14 protein-coding genes are annotated in these 13,641 nt (G+C 51.7%); 11 read left to right on the plus strand and 3 right to left on the minus strand.

The features are described from left to right. Window positions 1-55 precede the first annotated feature (55 nt). Both purF and AXE65_RS07755 read left to right on the plus strand, forming a co-directional pair. Window positions 56-1,588 carry an amidophosphoribosyltransferase gene (gene purF, locus AXE65_RS07750; protein WP_068390443.1) on the plus strand — a complete coding sequence of 511 codons (1,533 nt, stop codon included), beginning with the start codon at window positions 56-58 and terminating at the stop codon, window positions 1,586-1,588. Window positions 1,589-1,590: 2 nt separating this feature from the next. Then, a complete protein-coding gene (locus tag AXE65_RS07755) occupies window positions 1,591-2,760 on the plus strand; it encodes an O-succinylhomoserine sulfhydrylase (RefSeq protein ID WP_068390444.1) in 1,170 nt (389 codons plus the stop codon). Between the two features lie 3 nt (window positions 2,761-2,763). Here the strand turns inward: AXE65_RS07755 and AXE65_RS07760 are convergent, their stop codons facing one another. Both AXE65_RS07760 and AXE65_RS07765 read right to left on the minus strand, forming a co-directional pair. Next, window positions 2,764-3,078, minus strand: a complete 315-nt coding sequence (locus AXE65_RS07760) for a type II toxin-antitoxin system RelE/ParE family toxin (RefSeq protein ID WP_068390449.1) — start codon at window positions 3,076-3,078, stop codon at window positions 2,764-2,766. A 6-nt stretch (window positions 3,079-3,084) separates the two neighbouring features. Then, the gene (locus tag AXE65_RS07765) at window positions 3,085-3,345 is read right to left on the minus strand and encodes a ribbon-helix-helix domain-containing protein (RefSeq protein WP_068390452.1); all 261 of its coding nucleotides are present in this window, start codon (window positions 3,343-3,345) and stop codon (window positions 3,085-3,087) included. 570 nt (window positions 3,346-3,915) lie between these two features. Here AXE65_RS07765 and AXE65_RS07770 point away from each other — a divergent pair. The 9 genes from AXE65_RS07770 (at window position 3,916) to AXE65_RS07810 (ending at window position 13,003) form a co-directional block, all read left to right on the plus strand. Beyond that, entirely contained in the window at window positions 3,916-4,662 is a 747-nt protein-coding gene (locus AXE65_RS07770; RefSeq protein WP_068390455.1) for a GntR family transcriptional regulator, read from the plus strand. A gap of 33 nt (window positions 4,663-4,695) precedes the next feature. Beyond that, complete coding sequence (locus tag AXE65_RS07775; protein ID WP_068390458.1) at window positions 4,696-6,021, plus strand: NAD(P)/FAD-dependent oxidoreductase; 1,326 nt, start codon at window positions 4,696-4,698, stop codon at window positions 6,019-6,021. Window positions 6,022-6,067: 46 nt separating this feature from the next. Further along, window positions 6,068-6,946, plus strand: coding sequence for a dihydrodipicolinate synthase family protein (locus AXE65_RS07780; protein WP_068390461.1), 879 nt, complete (start codon window positions 6,068-6,070; stop codon window positions 6,944-6,946). A 50-nt stretch (window positions 6,947-6,996) separates the two neighbouring features. Further along, window positions 6,997-7,860, plus strand: a complete 864-nt coding sequence (locus AXE65_RS07785) for a glycine betaine ABC transporter substrate-binding protein (protein ID WP_153015423.1) — start codon at window positions 6,997-6,999, stop codon at window positions 7,858-7,860. Window positions 7,861-8,127: 267 nt separating this feature from the next. Then, window positions 8,128-8,997, plus strand: coding sequence for a glycine betaine ABC transporter substrate-binding protein (locus AXE65_RS07790; RefSeq protein WP_079214100.1), 870 nt, complete (start codon window positions 8,128-8,130; stop codon window positions 8,995-8,997). A 211-nt stretch (window positions 8,998-9,208) separates the two neighbouring features. Then, window positions 9,209-10,264 carry a quaternary amine ABC transporter ATP-binding protein gene (locus AXE65_RS07795; RefSeq protein WP_068390464.1) on the plus strand — a complete coding sequence of 352 codons (1,056 nt, stop codon included), beginning with the start codon at window positions 9,209-9,211 and terminating at the stop codon, window positions 10,262-10,264. A 5-nt stretch (window positions 10,265-10,269) separates the two neighbouring features. Then, window positions 10,270-11,109 (plus strand): ABC transporter permease, encoded by an 840-nt coding sequence (locus AXE65_RS07800; RefSeq protein ID WP_068390468.1) that lies wholly within the window; start codon window positions 10,270-10,272, stop codon window positions 11,107-11,109. Next, window positions 11,109-11,948 carry an ABC transporter permease gene (locus AXE65_RS07805; RefSeq protein WP_068390471.1) on the plus strand — a complete coding sequence of 280 codons (840 nt, stop codon included), beginning with the start codon at window positions 11,109-11,111 and terminating at the stop codon, window positions 11,946-11,948. The genes AXE65_RS07800 and AXE65_RS07805 overlap by 1 nt, the downstream gene beginning before the upstream one ends. Further along, the gene (locus AXE65_RS07810; RefSeq protein ID WP_068390474.1) at window positions 11,948-13,003 is read left to right on the plus strand and encodes a proline racemase family protein; all 1,056 of its coding nucleotides are present in this window, start codon (window positions 11,948-11,950) and stop codon (window positions 13,001-13,003) included. Before AXE65_RS07805 ends, AXE65_RS07810 begins: the two co-directional genes overlap by 1 nt. A 33-nt stretch (window positions 13,004-13,036) precedes the next feature. Here AXE65_RS07810 and AXE65_RS07815 read toward each other — a convergent pair whose 3' ends face one another. Further along, window positions 13,037-13,561, minus strand: a complete 525-nt coding sequence (locus AXE65_RS07815; protein WP_068390477.1) for a cysteine hydrolase family protein — start codon at window positions 13,559-13,561, stop codon at window positions 13,037-13,039. Window positions 13,562-13,641: the final 80 nt, after the last annotated feature.

The following is a 13,641-nucleotide window of genomic DNA, read 5'->3' on the forward strand; positions in this document are numbered from 1 at the left end:
GCAGATGGTATGATGCCTGCCCTTTTTTCCGAAGATTTTGAAAAGGCAGTACAGCATGTGTGGCATTGTAGCTATCGCCTCCCAGACGGATGTCAACCAGGCGCTGTATGACGCGCTGACGGTGTTGCAACATCGTGGGCAGGATGCGGCGGGGATTGTGACCTGCGAGCGCGGCAAGCTGTTTTTGCGCAAGGGCAACGGACTGGTGCGCGATGTGTTCCAGCAGCATCACATGCAAAACCTGCCCGGCCGTATCGGCATGGGGCATGTGCGCTATCCAACCGCGGGTTCTTCCAGCTCGGCCGAGGCGCAGCCGCTCTATGTCAACTCGCCCTACGGCATAGCGCTTGCCCACAACGGTAATCTGACCAACAGTGCGCAACTGACCAAGGAACTGTACGAGTCGGATTTGCGCCACCTCAATACCCATTCGGATTCGGAAGTGCTGCTCAATGTGTTTGCGCATGAGCTGGCGCGCCGCGGCAAGTTGCGCCCGACCGAAGACGACATTTTTGCCGCCGTCACTCACGTGCATCAGCGCTGCCGTGGCGCTTACGCGGTCTGCGCGATGATTGCCGGTTACGGCTTGCTGGGCTTTCGTGACCCCAACGGCATTCGGCCGATTGTTTACGGCGAGCGCAAAACCGCACAAGGCACCGAATATATGATCGCCTCAGAAAGCGTGGCGTTAAACGCTTTGGGCTTTTCACTGATTCGTGACCTTAAACCGGGCGAAGCCGTCTATATCAGTGAAGAAGGCAAGCTGCACACCAGACAATGTGCACAAAACCCCGGTTACAGCCCGTGCATCTTTGAGCATGTCTATCTGGCACGACCGGATTCCTTGATGGATGGCATTTCGGTCTATAAGGCAAGGCTGCGCATGGGCGAGAAGCTCGCTGAAAAAATCCTCCGCGAACGCCCGCAGCACGATATTGATGTGGTTATCCCGATTCCCGATACCAGCCGCACCTCGGCGCTGGAACTGGCCGGAAAACTGGGCGTGAAATTCCGCGAAGGCTTTGTCAAAAACCGCTATATCGGGCGCACTTTTATTATGCCCGGACAGGCGGCGCGGAAAAAATCCGTGAGACAAAAGCTCAACGCGATTGACCTCGAATTTCGTGGCAAAAACGTATTGCTCGTCGATGATTCCATCGTACGCGGCACCACCTGCAAGCAAATCATCCAGATGGCGCGCGAAGCCGGTGCAAGGCGCGTGTATTTCTGCTCCGCCGCACCGCCGGTGCGCTATCCCAATGTTTACGGGATTGATATGCCAAGCGCCCACGAGCTGATTGCCCACGGCCATACCGATGAGCAAATCCAGGCGCTTATCGGCGCTGATTGGCTGATTTATCAGGATTTAAGCGACATGATTGAAGCCGTTCGCGGCAGCAACAAGGTCAAGATTGCGCAGTTTGATTGCTCGGTATTCGATGGCCACTATGTCACCGGTGATATTGACAGCGGCTATCTGGCGCAAATCGAGCGCGAGCGTAGCGAAATGGCCAAGCACCGCGCCCAATCAGCCGATGCGGCCACGCTCTCTTTGTTTAACCACGCCTCACAAACGGTCGATTGCTAGCCATGCCTTTTTCCTTTGATACCCTCGCGGTACGCGCAGGCCACCAGCGCACAGCCGAAGGCGAGCACAGCGAGGCGCTGTTTTTAACCTCCAGCTACGTGTTTAAAAACGCCGCCGAAGCCGCTGCCCGCTTTGCCGGGCAAGAGGCGGGCAATGTCTACTCGCGCTACACCAATCCCACCGTGCGCTGTTTTGAACAGCGCCTCGCCGCGTTGGAAGGTGCCGAACAAGCCGTGGCGACGGCCTCCGGCATGTCCGCCATTCTCGCTACCGTGATGACGCTGTGCAGCGCGGGCGACCATGTGCTGGTCTCGCGCAGCGTGTTTGGCTCGACCATCAACCTGTTTGAAAAATACCTCAAACGCTTTGGCGTTGAGGTGGACTACCCGCCGCTTGCCGATTTAAACGCCTGGCAGGCGGCTTGCAAACCCAACACCCGGCTGCTGCTGGTCGAATCGCCCTCCAACCCGCTGATTGAACTGGTCGATATCGCCGCGCTCGCTGAACTTGCGCACCACCACGGCGCATTGCTCGCAGTGGACAACTGCTTTTGCACCCCCGCTTTGCAACAACCCATCAAACTGGGTGCGGATATTGTTATCCATTCGGCGACCAAATATATCGACGGCCAAGGCCGCTGCCTGGGCGGTGCCGTCGCCGGACGGCAGCAGCAAATGCAAGAAGTCGTCGGTTTTTTGCGCACCGCAGGCCCCACGCTCAGCCCGTTTAATGCTTGGGTGATGCTAAAAGGATTGGAAACCCTGTCGATACGCATGCAAGCGCACTGTGCCCGCGCCTTTGAACTCGCCCACTGGCTAAGCCAGCAAAATGGCATTGAACGGGTTTACTACGCAGGGCTTGCAAACCATCCGCAGCACCAACTGGCCCGGCGCCAACAATCGGCTTTTGGTGCCGTGCTCAGCTTTAAGGTGGCGGGCGGACGTGATGACGCTTGGCGCTTTATCGATGCCACGCGGATGATTTCCATCACCACCAACTTGGGCGATGCCAAAACCACCATCGCGCATCCGGCCAGTACCTCACACGGGCGCTTAAGCGCTGAGGAACGCGCCCGCGCTGGCGTAACCGACAACCTTATCCGCCTGGCCGTGGGTTTGGAGGATGTTAAAGACCTAAAAGCCGATTTGGCGCTTGGGCTTAAGACGCTGTAAGCACTAATCCCCAAAGTCTTCCTTAAACCGCTCAATTGGGTGCATTTTTTCATGCAGGATGGTGACAATACCAATATCGCCATCAGGCAATCTGCGCCAATAAACCAAGTGTTTGGCATGTCGAAAGAAAAAGCCTTCAACGCCTAATTCGGCAGGAATAGGACGCGAAATCACCTTGTGAGTCACGATAGCGTCAAAAGCGGCAAACAACTCATCAAGATAATCCGCTGCCTTGGCCTCGCCCCATTGCTTGCGGGTGTAGCGGTAAATCTCATCCAATCGCAAAGCTGCGGCCTCTTGTATGCGCACGCATGCCATGGCCTATCAGTCCTGATTAGATGAGTTGCGGGCGACAATATCGGCTGCTGTCAACACTTGATAAGACGACTCTGGCGCGGCGAACGCCAATGCCAGCTCAGCTTTTAGCCGCTCAAATGCTTGCGCTTCGCGCTGTGCTTTGTCACGGCGGATTAAATCACGCACATACTCACTGACATTGTCGTAATCGCCCTGCTCGCCTACGCGATGGCTGACATATTCGGCAAGTGGTTCGCGAATGCGAACGGTCATGGTGGTAGCCGTCATGGCAAGAGTTCCTGAGTTGCAAGAAAAGCGTAGTGAATTTAAGCAATAAATAGTACAAGCACAATACTGTTGCGTTGACCTGATAAGACGACTCTGGCGCGGCGAACGCCAATGCCAACTCGGCAAGTGGTTCGCGAATGCGAACGGTCATGGAGGTAGCCCTCATGACAAGACCCCTAAAGTTGCAAGAAAACTGTAGTGAATCGAGACACGGGCGCTGAAGTGATCCGGGTGGTCGCTTCGCTAGCTCATTGAGCGACGCTATCGGCTTGGCCTGAATCCGCTTAAAAAATTTGTGAAAATTTTTTTGAGTATGCATAATTATCTTAGAAAAATTATTCATCGATTTTTTTCGATGAGCAAAAAGGCGAGGGTTTCATGGCGAATGAAGTGGTTGACCAGTCTGTGAAGAGTGGCCTCTTAAAAAGACCTGCCCGGATCGAATGGCACGTTCGATCAAGCAGAAGCCCATACGACGATATTTATTTCAGGGGATACCTTGCATTTCCTGGGAAAGGCTCTTAATCTGTCTGTCTACAAATATTAGACAATTAAGCGACATTGAAAATCATGCTTGGTCAATCCGTAGATTTGCCTATTCCGCCACCCAAAGCCAGTCAAGAAGCCGGTCTTGACCGCAAAACCCTGCTGGGTGAAGCGCTGCGCCGCCGAATTGTGAATATGGAACTGCTGCCGGGCGCGGCAGTCGATGAAGTCACGCTGGCGCAAGAGTTCGGCCTGTCGCGCCCGCCGGTGCGCGAGCTGATGCGCCAACTGGCCGCAGAAGGCTATCTGGAGCTGGAAGCCAACCGCCCGGCTCGTGTCTCGCCGATGAGCTATGAATCATTGCGCAGTTATTTTCAGGCCGCCCCGCTGATTTACATTGCCACCATACAACTGGCGGCAAGCCAAGCCACGGCAGAAGAAATCGCTTCGCTTAAAAGTATTCAGACCAAGTTCCGCCAGGCGATGAATAAAGAAGATGCCGCCGAACGGGTGTTTTATAACGACCAATTTCATTATGAAATCGGCAAAATGGCCCGCAACGCTTATTTAATGCCAAGCCTGCGCCGTATTTTGATTGACCACGCGCGCCTTGCCCAAACGTTTTATCGCAGCAACAATCAAGGAGCCATTTCCGATGATATGCAGCGCGATATGGAAAAAGCCGTTAGCCAACACGATCAAATGATTAAAGCCATCGAACAACGCGACCTGGAAGGTGCCAAGCAATTGGTGCAAGAGCACTGGGAATTATCGCGCAAGCGCATGGCTGAATATGTGATGCCCAATGCGCTCGATATTGCTCTTCAATAACCAGCAATCAGGACAATATTTCAGGACAGTATCATGCACAAGGTTTCTTCACTGCCCGCCGATGATGCCGCTTGCGGCTGGTTTCATACCAGTGCGCCACGCCAGGTTCGCCCTGCCCATCAAGGCAACAGCAATGCCCGTTATGTGGTATTAGGCGCGGGATATACCGGCCTTGCCTGCGCCAGACAACTGGCACTTAATTGCCCGGATAATGAAATTATATTGATTGAAGCGCAGCAAGTCGGTTTTGGCACCGCCGGTCGTAACGCGGGATTTGCCATTGACCTGCCGCATGATATTGGTGCCAAAGATTATATCGGTGAAATAACCACCGCTAAAAATACCCTTGCCCTGAATAAACTGGGGCAAAACCTGCTGCGTGATTGTATTGAAACCCACTCCATTGACTGCCAGATGCGCCCCAGTGGCAAATACCAATCGGCGGTAGAAAAACGCGGGCTTGCCATTTTAGAGGCCTATCAAGGTGGTCTGGAAAAACTGGGTGAACCCTGCCAAATGATAGAAGGCGCGGATTTGCCGCAGCATTTGGGCACTTCCTTTTATAAACGTGCGCTATTTACTCCAGGTACTTTTTTAATGCAGCCGTCGGCTTTGGTTAAGGGGCTTGCCGATCATCTGCCGCAAAATGTAACGCTCTACGAAAACACCCCCATCAGCGCGATAGAGCGTGGCGAGAAAACCAAACTGATCCATGCGGGTGGCAGCATTACCGCGGACAAACTGATACTCGCCAATAATATCTTTGGCATGCACTTTGGTTTTTTACAAAAACATATGCTGCCGGTATTTCTCTATGCCAGCTTAACCCGTGTATTAACCCAAGAAGAACAGCAAGCCTTGGGTGGTAAAGACAGTTGGGGCGTTATCCCTGCGCATCCTTTTGGCAGCACGGTCAGGCGCACACCAGACCAGCGCATTTTGATACGCAACTGCGTGAGTTTTAATCCCGATGCAAAACCGAGCAGCGCACAGCTTGAACGCTTTAAACAGCGCCATCAATTTTCCTTCAAGCAGCGCTTTCCGATGTTGCCCGATGTTGATTTTGAATACAGTTGGAGCGGCTGTCTGGCGCTTTCACAAAATCACCAAGGCTTTTTTGGCGAACTGGCACCCAATATTTACGGCTCGCTTTGTTGCAATGGATTGGGTGTCACCGGTGGCACGGTAAGAGGCACATTGCTGGCCGACTGGCTTACAAAAAAATCCGAACATCAGCCGTTAATTGATGTACTGCTGGCCGGCAAAAAGCCTAATCGCTTACCGCCGCAGCCTTTTTTATCCCTGGGCGTTAATGCAACCCTCTGTCTTGGACAATATAAAGCCGGGCTTGAGCGCTAAACGCCCGGCTCTTTTATAAACCACCATCCGTAACAGGAGCTTAATAATGAAAGACCTTTCCGGCATTAATCTTGCGATGCAAACCCCGTTTAATACGGATGGCAGCATTGATTATCAGCTTTATGAAAAACTGCTTGAACAATATATTGAAGCCGGTGTGCACGGCATTGTACTGGGGGCGGGAACCGGCCAATACGTCAACTTGACCGAGCAAGAATGCCAGCGTTTGTATGAAAGCGGCATTAAACGCATTAACGGCCGTTGCAATGTGATTTGCCAAACCTCGGCGCTGAATGTCGATGAGGTTATTCGCCGCTCGCGCTTTGCTGAATCGGTCGGTGCCGATGCACTGATGATTTTGCCGCCATTCTTTGAAGGCCCTTCGGATGATGACGGTCTGTTTGATTTTTACCGTGAAATCAATGACAGCGTTGCCATTGATATTGTTGGCTATAATATTCCGCAGTCCAGCGGCATTGGCATTTCCATTGCGTTACTTAAGCGCCTGAATGAACTTTCCAACTTTAACTGGATTAAAGACAGCGGCGGCGATTTTGCCCTGCATCAGGACTATATCCGCACCGCCAACGGCACGCTTAACGGCAATGATAGCGTGATGCTGTATTCCTTTATAGCCGGAGCCAAAGGGACTATTTGGGGCGCAGCCAACTATATGCCGAGCCAATGCGTACAACTCTTTGAGCGGGTTAAAGCCAAGCAATATGATGAGGCCATTGCATTGTGGCATCGTATGCTGCCATCGTTGCTGCTGGTTTGTGAAGGTTTTGGGCATTATCTGTCTGGCGTGCTGTACGCCTCGCAATTACGCGGTTTTGGTAATGGTAATATCCGCAAGCCGCTTAAACCCTTAAGCGAAGACCATAAAAAAATACTGCGCGAAGCACTCGCTGCATTGGATGCTTAAGCCTCTCGCCCTCTTGTCCAAGAGGGCCTTTAACGCAAAAGGAAGGAACGATGAAAATTAAAACTAAATGCTGGGTGGCTGCCTTGGCAGGTTTTTTAATGGGAATATCCGCCACTGTTTCGGCACAGGCACAAGATAAAACCATAAAAATGGGCAGTATTGTTTATGCTGATGTACTGCCGACGGCCTTTATTACTAAAAAATTCCTTGAACTGGAAGGCTTTAATGTCGAGCTAACCGAATTTGCCGAACAGGGTATTCTATTTGCGGCCTTAGCTAAAGGCGACGTAGAAATCGTGCCCACTCAAATCAACTACGTTACACATGACCATTGGAAGCGTAATGCACGCCGTTTGGAAAAGATTTCCCCACTCTCCCACGGGGTCTATCAGTCGTTGGTTGTGCCTTCTTATGTGCCGATTGATTCGATTGAAGAGTTGCCAAAAATCGCCGGGGAAGTAGACAATAAAATCATTGGCATTGAAACCGGCTCGGCTTTATATAAAGAAACTGAACAAGCCATCAAAGCCTATGGTCTTGATTATCAGCTTGTCGCAGGCAGCACACCGGCCGCCATTGCGCAACTGCAATCGGCGCTTGAGCGAAAAGTACCCATTGTCACCATGCTGTGGGATCCAAGCTGGATGATGGCCAAGTTTGACGTTAAATTTTTAAAAGACCCCAAAGGCATATTTGCCCCGCCGCAAACTCAATACTGGATTGCCAGTAAAGGCTTTTCCGCCAACAAACCGCACGCCCGCGAAGTGCTCGCCAGCATTTATATCCCGATAGAAGATGTGCGCCTGATCAATGCGCAAGTCAGCGACGGCATGACCATGCAAGAAGCTGCGGATGCTTGGTGGGATAAAAACCAGGATCTGATTAAACGCTGGCAGGTCATGTCATCCAAATAATCAGCGCTTCCCGCACAGGCCAAAAAAACCGGCCTGTGTGGGCAGGCTGGTGTCGCAAACCTTCCGCTCAATGTCCGAAATACACAATCGAAAGGTGGCCGATGCCCGCATGATTTTGCCGCTTGCCCTTGTGCTACCGACCAAGAGCGGCCAGTGCAAGCATTTAACTCACCATCCTGACGGTTGCATTACAATAAGGAAGCAAAGATGAAAACCATTAAAATTCCCTGCAAACTGCAAACTGCAAACTGCAAAAGGATATTCTCTATGAATATCCAGTCAACCACAAAACGCCTTATATCTTGGCTGAGCGGTGCTTTGCTTGCACTTTTATTTGGCTTTTCTGCGCACGCACAGGATAAAGTCATTAAAATGGGCAGTATTACCTATGTGGATACCTTGCCGCTTGCACTCATCAGCAAAAAAATGCTTGAGCTGGAGGGTCATAAGGTTGAGCTAACGACTTTTAGTGAGCAAGGTATTTTATTTGCAGCCTTGGCTAAAGGCGACATAGAAATAACGCCTAACTATCTTAACTACGTCAATATTGAAAACTGGAAAAAATACAACCGCAGGCTGGAGAAAGTTTCTGTGGTGACGCATGGGCTTTATCAATGTCTGGTCGTGCCTTCCTATGTACCGATTAACTCGATTGAAGAGTTAAATAGTGTCAAAGAGCAAATGGGCGGCAAAATTATCGGCATTGAAACCGGCTCGGGTCTGTACCGTGAAACCGAACAAGCCGTTAAAGCCTACGGCCTTGACTATCAAGTGGTCGCCGGCAGTACGCCAACCGCTATTGCCGAGCTTCATTCAGCATTGGAACGCAAAGCACCGATTGTCACCATGTTGTGGGATCCTACCTGGATGATGGCGAAATATGACGTTAAATTCTTGAAAGACCCCAAAGGTATTTTTGCCCCACCACAGAGCATGCACTGGATTGCTAACAAAGGGTTTTCGGCGAAAAACCCGCATGCGCGCGAAGTGCTCGCCAGCATTTATGTCCCGATTGAAGATGTACGCGCCATCAATGAACAAATCAATGACGGCATGAGTATGGATGAGGCCATTGATCACTGGTGGAAGAACAATGAGGATTTGGTTAAGCGTTGGCAGGTAATGTCTTCGCGCTAGCGCCATCACCCTGCCCTCTTGGCATAAAGCAAGAGGGCAGTTTTGACTTTTGACAATACAATAAAAGGCGATTTTTATGAAAATCTCAATAATAAGCACGCAAAGGGTTGTGGCTTTAAATAAAATGATTTTAATTCAGCGCTGGCAGCAGGTGTCTTCACAATAAGGTTGCCAGTTAATTTTAATCCGGCTAAAAGGAAGGTCTCATACAATGAATAATACAGCGGCAGATGCCGCCTCCCGCGAAAAAGTCATTGAATGCCGCAGCGTCTGGAAACTGTTTGGTGGCAATAGTGACGCTGCTACACAAGCGGCTAAAACCGGCGCGGCAGACAAAGAAGAAATACTCAAGCAATATGGCTGCGTGGTTGCCGTAATGGATGCCAGCTTTGAAGTATTCGCGGGCGAGACTTTTTGCGTCATGGGGCTTTCCGGCAGTGGCAAGTCCACCTTGATCAGACACTTTAATCGACTGATTGAGCCTTCCGCCGGTGAAGTGCTGGTTCATGGACAGGATATTTGCAAGCTCGATGAAAATGCTTTGCGTCTGCTGCGCTCAAAAAAAGTCGGTATGGTTTTTCAGCACGTGGCTTTATTGCCCTATCGCACGGTATTGGAAAACGTCGCACTGCCGCTGGAAGTACAAAATGTACCCAAAGAAGAACGTCTTGCGACTTGCCGCGCTGCACTACAAACGGTAGGGCTTGAAAATTGGGCGGATAAATATCCGGAGGAGCTTTCCGGCGGCATGCAGCAGCGTGTGGGTTTAGCACGGGCGCTCGCCATCAATCCCGATATTTTGCTGATGGATGAACCCTTCAGTGCACTTGACCCGTTAATTCGCAAGCAACTGCAAATCGAGTTTCGTCAGCTTTCTTTAAAATTGGGCAAAACCTCCATCTTTATCACCCACGATCTGGAAGAAGCCATTCGTATTGGCGACCGTATCGCCATTATGAAAGAAGGGCGCATTGTACAAATTGGCACGCCGGAGGAGATTGTATTAAGTCCGGCGGATGATTATGTGGCGGAATTTGTCGAAGGCATTTCCCGCTTGCGTTTGGTTAAAGCGCATTCTTTTATGCAGCGTTCTGTTGATGCCATTGCCGCCGCTGCCCATGCGCCGCAGGCCAGTAGCGAAGATGATTTGCAAACCTTGATTGATTTAGCGCTGTCACAAAATATTGAGCACATTGCCATCAGTGATGGCGATAAAGTTATCGGTGCGGTTAGCCGCGTGGATTTACTTAAAGCCGTGCGGGGGTAGTCATCGTGGACATCAGCAAGATTACCGAATGGTTGGATGAGCAGATTAACGATGGTTATTTCTGGCTAACGGATCATGCCTCCAGCCTGTTCGATTCTTTTCGCAGCCTTCTGGATGGTTTATTCGGCATTATCGATAAGCTCTTGGCATTGCCACCTTGGTGGGCGGTGGTATTGCTGGTATTGCTGGCCGGCTGGTTTCTGCTCGGGCGGGTATTTGCCATCGGTGCCGCGCTGGGGCTGGTGCTTTGTCAGGCCATGGGTTTGTGGAGCGAGACCATGACCACGCTAACCTTGGTGTTTTCCGCCACCCTGATGGCGCTGATCATTGGCATACCGCTTGGCGTGCTCGCCGGGCTTTCGGTGGGATTGTCGCGTGCCAGTGATGTGGTACTGGATTTTATCCAGACCATGCCCGCTTATATCTGGCTGCTGCCCGGGCTTGTGCTGTTGGGCTATGGACCGGCCACGGCAATGGCGGCGACTTGCCTGGTCGCCATTCCTCCGGCCATGCGCTTGACCGCGCACGGCATCCGCATGACCCCTACCGCATTCAGGGAATTAGCGACGGCGCTTGGCATGAAGCCGCTGCAAGCACTGTTTAAAATCCGCCTGCCGTTTGCTCTGCCGTCGATACTGGCAGGCGTCAATCAGAGCCTGATGCTTGGCTTTGGCATGGTGGTGATTGCCGGTATCGTAGGCTCCGGCGGGCTTGGGCAGACGGTTTACAACGCGGTGATCAATCTGCAAATCGACCAATCCATCAATGCCGGTATCGCCATTGTGGTGCTCTCCATCGTGCTCGACCGCTTTACCCAACGCCTCGCCAAAGGAGGTGCCAAGTGATGGATTTTGTATTTTCGCCGGGCGCGTGGATTGCGCCGATTTTGACCTGGCTCAATGTTAACGGACATGCCTTTTTTGCCGGCGTTTCCCGCTTTTTCGATGCACTTGTCGGCTCGTTAGTCTCCTTGCTGATGATCGCGCCGCCTTGGCTCAGCATCCTGATACTGGCGATGCTGGCGACCTGGCTTGCCGGATGGAAAAAGGGACTGCTGGTCTTGGGCGGGCTTGCCCTGTGCCTGCTGCTCGGCATGTGGCAGATGACGATGCAGACACTGGCGCTGGTGATTTTGGCGGTGCTGTTTTCCATTGCGGTGGGTGTGCCGATTGGTATTGCACTGTCGCGCAGTGCTCGCGCGCAGTCGGTGGCGCGGCCGATTTTGGACATTCTGCAAACCCTGCCGCCTTGGGTTTATCTGGTGCCTTGCGTGATTTTGTTTGGCCTTGGCATGGTTCCGGCGCTGATTTCCACCATCGCTTATGGCATTGCCCCGATGGTGCGTTTAACCATTTTGGCCATGGCGCAAATTCCTGCCGAGCGCATTGAATTGGGGCAAGCCATTGGTGCACAAAAGCGCGATATTTTGCGTCGCATTGAGCTGCCTTCGGCACTGCCTACCCTCTTGGTTGGGGTCAACCAGTGTATTTTGCTGTCACTATCGATGGTGGTACTCGCCGGATTGGTCGGTGCGGGCGGCTTGGGTCAGGAAGTCACCAAAGGTTTAACGCAAATGGATTTTGGCTTAGGTCTGCGTGCCAGTTTGGCCGTGGTGACTCTCGCCATTTTAATGGACAGGGTATTTCGCGGTGCCATTCCACGGGTTTATCTGGAAAAAAACTAATGGGTTTTAAACGTAGCTTAAATGCCGTAGATACCCATTCCGGCATCCCCATGCGCGTGATTACCGGCGGCGTGCCGAATATTCCCGGCGCTAGCGTGTTGGAAAAAATGCACTGGCTGCAACAGCATGACGATGGACTGCGCAAACTCTTATTGCGCGAACCACGTGGTTATCCGGCGCATTGTTGCAATATTCTGGTGCCGCCGGGTCATCCAGAGGCAGACGCGGGTTATATTATTTTAGAGCAAATTGAATATCCGATGATGTCGGGTGGTAATACTATTTCCGTTGCTACCGTTTTATTGGAAATGGGCCTATTGCCGATGCAAGAGCCTGTTACCGAATTAACCCTGGAAGCCCCCGCTGGATTAATACAGATAACAGCGCAATGTCAAAACGGTAAAGTAAAAACGGTTACCTTTAAAAATGTTCCGGCTTTTGCCGCACATTTGGATGCAGTGATTGATGTACCGCATTTGGGCAAAGTCACTGTCGATGTCGGCTGGGGTGGTATGTTTTATGTGATTGCCGATGTCCGCCAATTTAAAGGCTTGCAGTTGATACCAGAACACGGGCGAGAAATTACCCGCATATCCGCCATGATCAGGCAGGCGGCGATAGAACAATTAGCGGTTTCCCATCCAGATTATCCAGGAGTGGGCATTACCATCTCGCAATTATCCGGCCCGGCAGATGATGTTAGCCGAGCCGATTGGAAAAACGCAGTAACCATGGCGACCGGCACACTGTCTTGGGATGACCAAAGTAGCTGGACCGGCGCAATTGACCGCTGCCCGTGCGGCACCGGCACTTGCGCCAAAATGGCCGTTCTGCACGCCAAAGGTGAACTGCCCTTAAATCAGGATTTTCGTCATCAGGGTATTTTGGGTACGGTTTATACCGGCCGCTTAATCGAACCAACGAGCATCGGCGATATACCCGCGGTAATACCCACTATCAGCGGCACCAGTTGGATAACGGCGATCAGCACATTGGTGCTGGATTATGACGACCCGTTTACTGAAGGTTTTACCTTGGGGGATATTTGGGCGTAATGACCCTCTCCCGCAAGCGGGCGAGGGAAGCAATCAATCAGGAATATCCGACTGCCTGGGTACCACCACGGCAAAAAGATCCGCCAGCGCTGCCAGAGCTACTGCTTGCACCATTTCAGCGGCAAGCGGTTTACCATCCGGCGCAGCCAGGGCGCGAGTAGCCGTGCAATCGGCGGCAATAGTCACCTGATAACCCAGATTAAAAGCCCCGCGTGTGGTGGAATTAACGCAAACATGGCTCATAAAACCGACCACTACCAATTGTTTAACGCCTAAATCCTGCAAACGCTGCTGTAAATCCGTATCGACAAAACTGTTCGGATACTGTTTATGTATCACCGTTTCGCCGGATATTGGCGCGACCGTTTCGGCAATCGCGCCAATATCCGTGCTGATGTCATACAGGCTACCCGCGCCGCCATCATGTTGAATATGCAGTACCGGACGACCTGCCGCGCGTGCTCGTTTTAATAACTTCGCACACTGTACCAGTGCCGGTTCAATACCTTCCAGCGCCATTACCCCACGCCGATAGGTATTTTGTGCATCAATAATAATGGGTCTTAGGAAGCAAACATGTTTTTATGGCATGATAACTTCCTGATATGACTGGTAAAAATAGGTACTTCAAACGTTCG

It is taken from the genome of Ventosimonas gracilis (genome assembly GCF_001580025.1).
GTDB lineage: Bacteria > Pseudomonadota > Gammaproteobacteria > Pseudomonadales > Pseudomonadaceae > Ventosimonas > Ventosimonas gracilis.

Excerpts from the sequence above, each read along its gene's own strand:
- purF (WP_068390443.1), top strand. The coding sequence starts at position 56 with ATGTGTGGCATTGTAGCTATCGCCTCCCAGACGGATGTCAACCAGGCG.
- AXE65_RS07755 (WP_068390444.1), top strand. The coding sequence starts at position 1,591 with ATGCCTTTTTCCTTTGATACCCTCGCGGTACGCGCAGGCCACCAGCGC.
- AXE65_RS07760 (WP_068390449.1), bottom strand. The coding sequence starts at position 3,078 with ATGGCATGCGTGCGCATACAAGAGGCCGCAGCTTTGCGATTGGATGAG.
- AXE65_RS07765 (WP_068390452.1), bottom strand. The coding sequence starts at position 3,345 with ATGACGGCTACCACCATGACCGTTCGCATTCGCGAACCACTTGCCGAA.
- AXE65_RS07770 (WP_068390455.1), top strand. The coding sequence starts at position 3,916 with ATGCTTGGTCAATCCGTAGATTTGCCTATTCCGCCACCCAAAGCCAGT.
- AXE65_RS07775 (WP_068390458.1), top strand. The coding sequence starts at position 4,696 with ATGCACAAGGTTTCTTCACTGCCCGCCGATGATGCCGCTTGCGGCTGG.
- AXE65_RS07780 (WP_068390461.1), top strand. The coding sequence starts at position 6,068 with ATGAAAGACCTTTCCGGCATTAATCTTGCGATGCAAACCCCGTTTAAT.
- AXE65_RS07785 (WP_153015423.1), top strand. The coding sequence starts at position 6,997 with ATGAAAATTAAAACTAAATGCTGGGTGGCTGCCTTGGCAGGTTTTTTA.
- AXE65_RS07790 (WP_079214100.1), top strand. The coding sequence starts at position 8,128 with ATGAATATCCAGTCAACCACAAAACGCCTTATATCTTGGCTGAGCGGT.
- AXE65_RS07795 (WP_068390464.1), top strand. The coding sequence starts at position 9,209 with ATGAATAATACAGCGGCAGATGCCGCCTCCCGCGAAAAAGTCATTGAA.
- AXE65_RS07805 (WP_068390471.1), top strand. The coding sequence starts at position 11,109 with ATGGATTTTGTATTTTCGCCGGGCGCGTGGATTGCGCCGATTTTGACC.
- AXE65_RS07810 (WP_068390474.1), top strand. The coding sequence starts at position 11,948 with ATGGGTTTTAAACGTAGCTTAAATGCCGTAGATACCCATTCCGGCATC.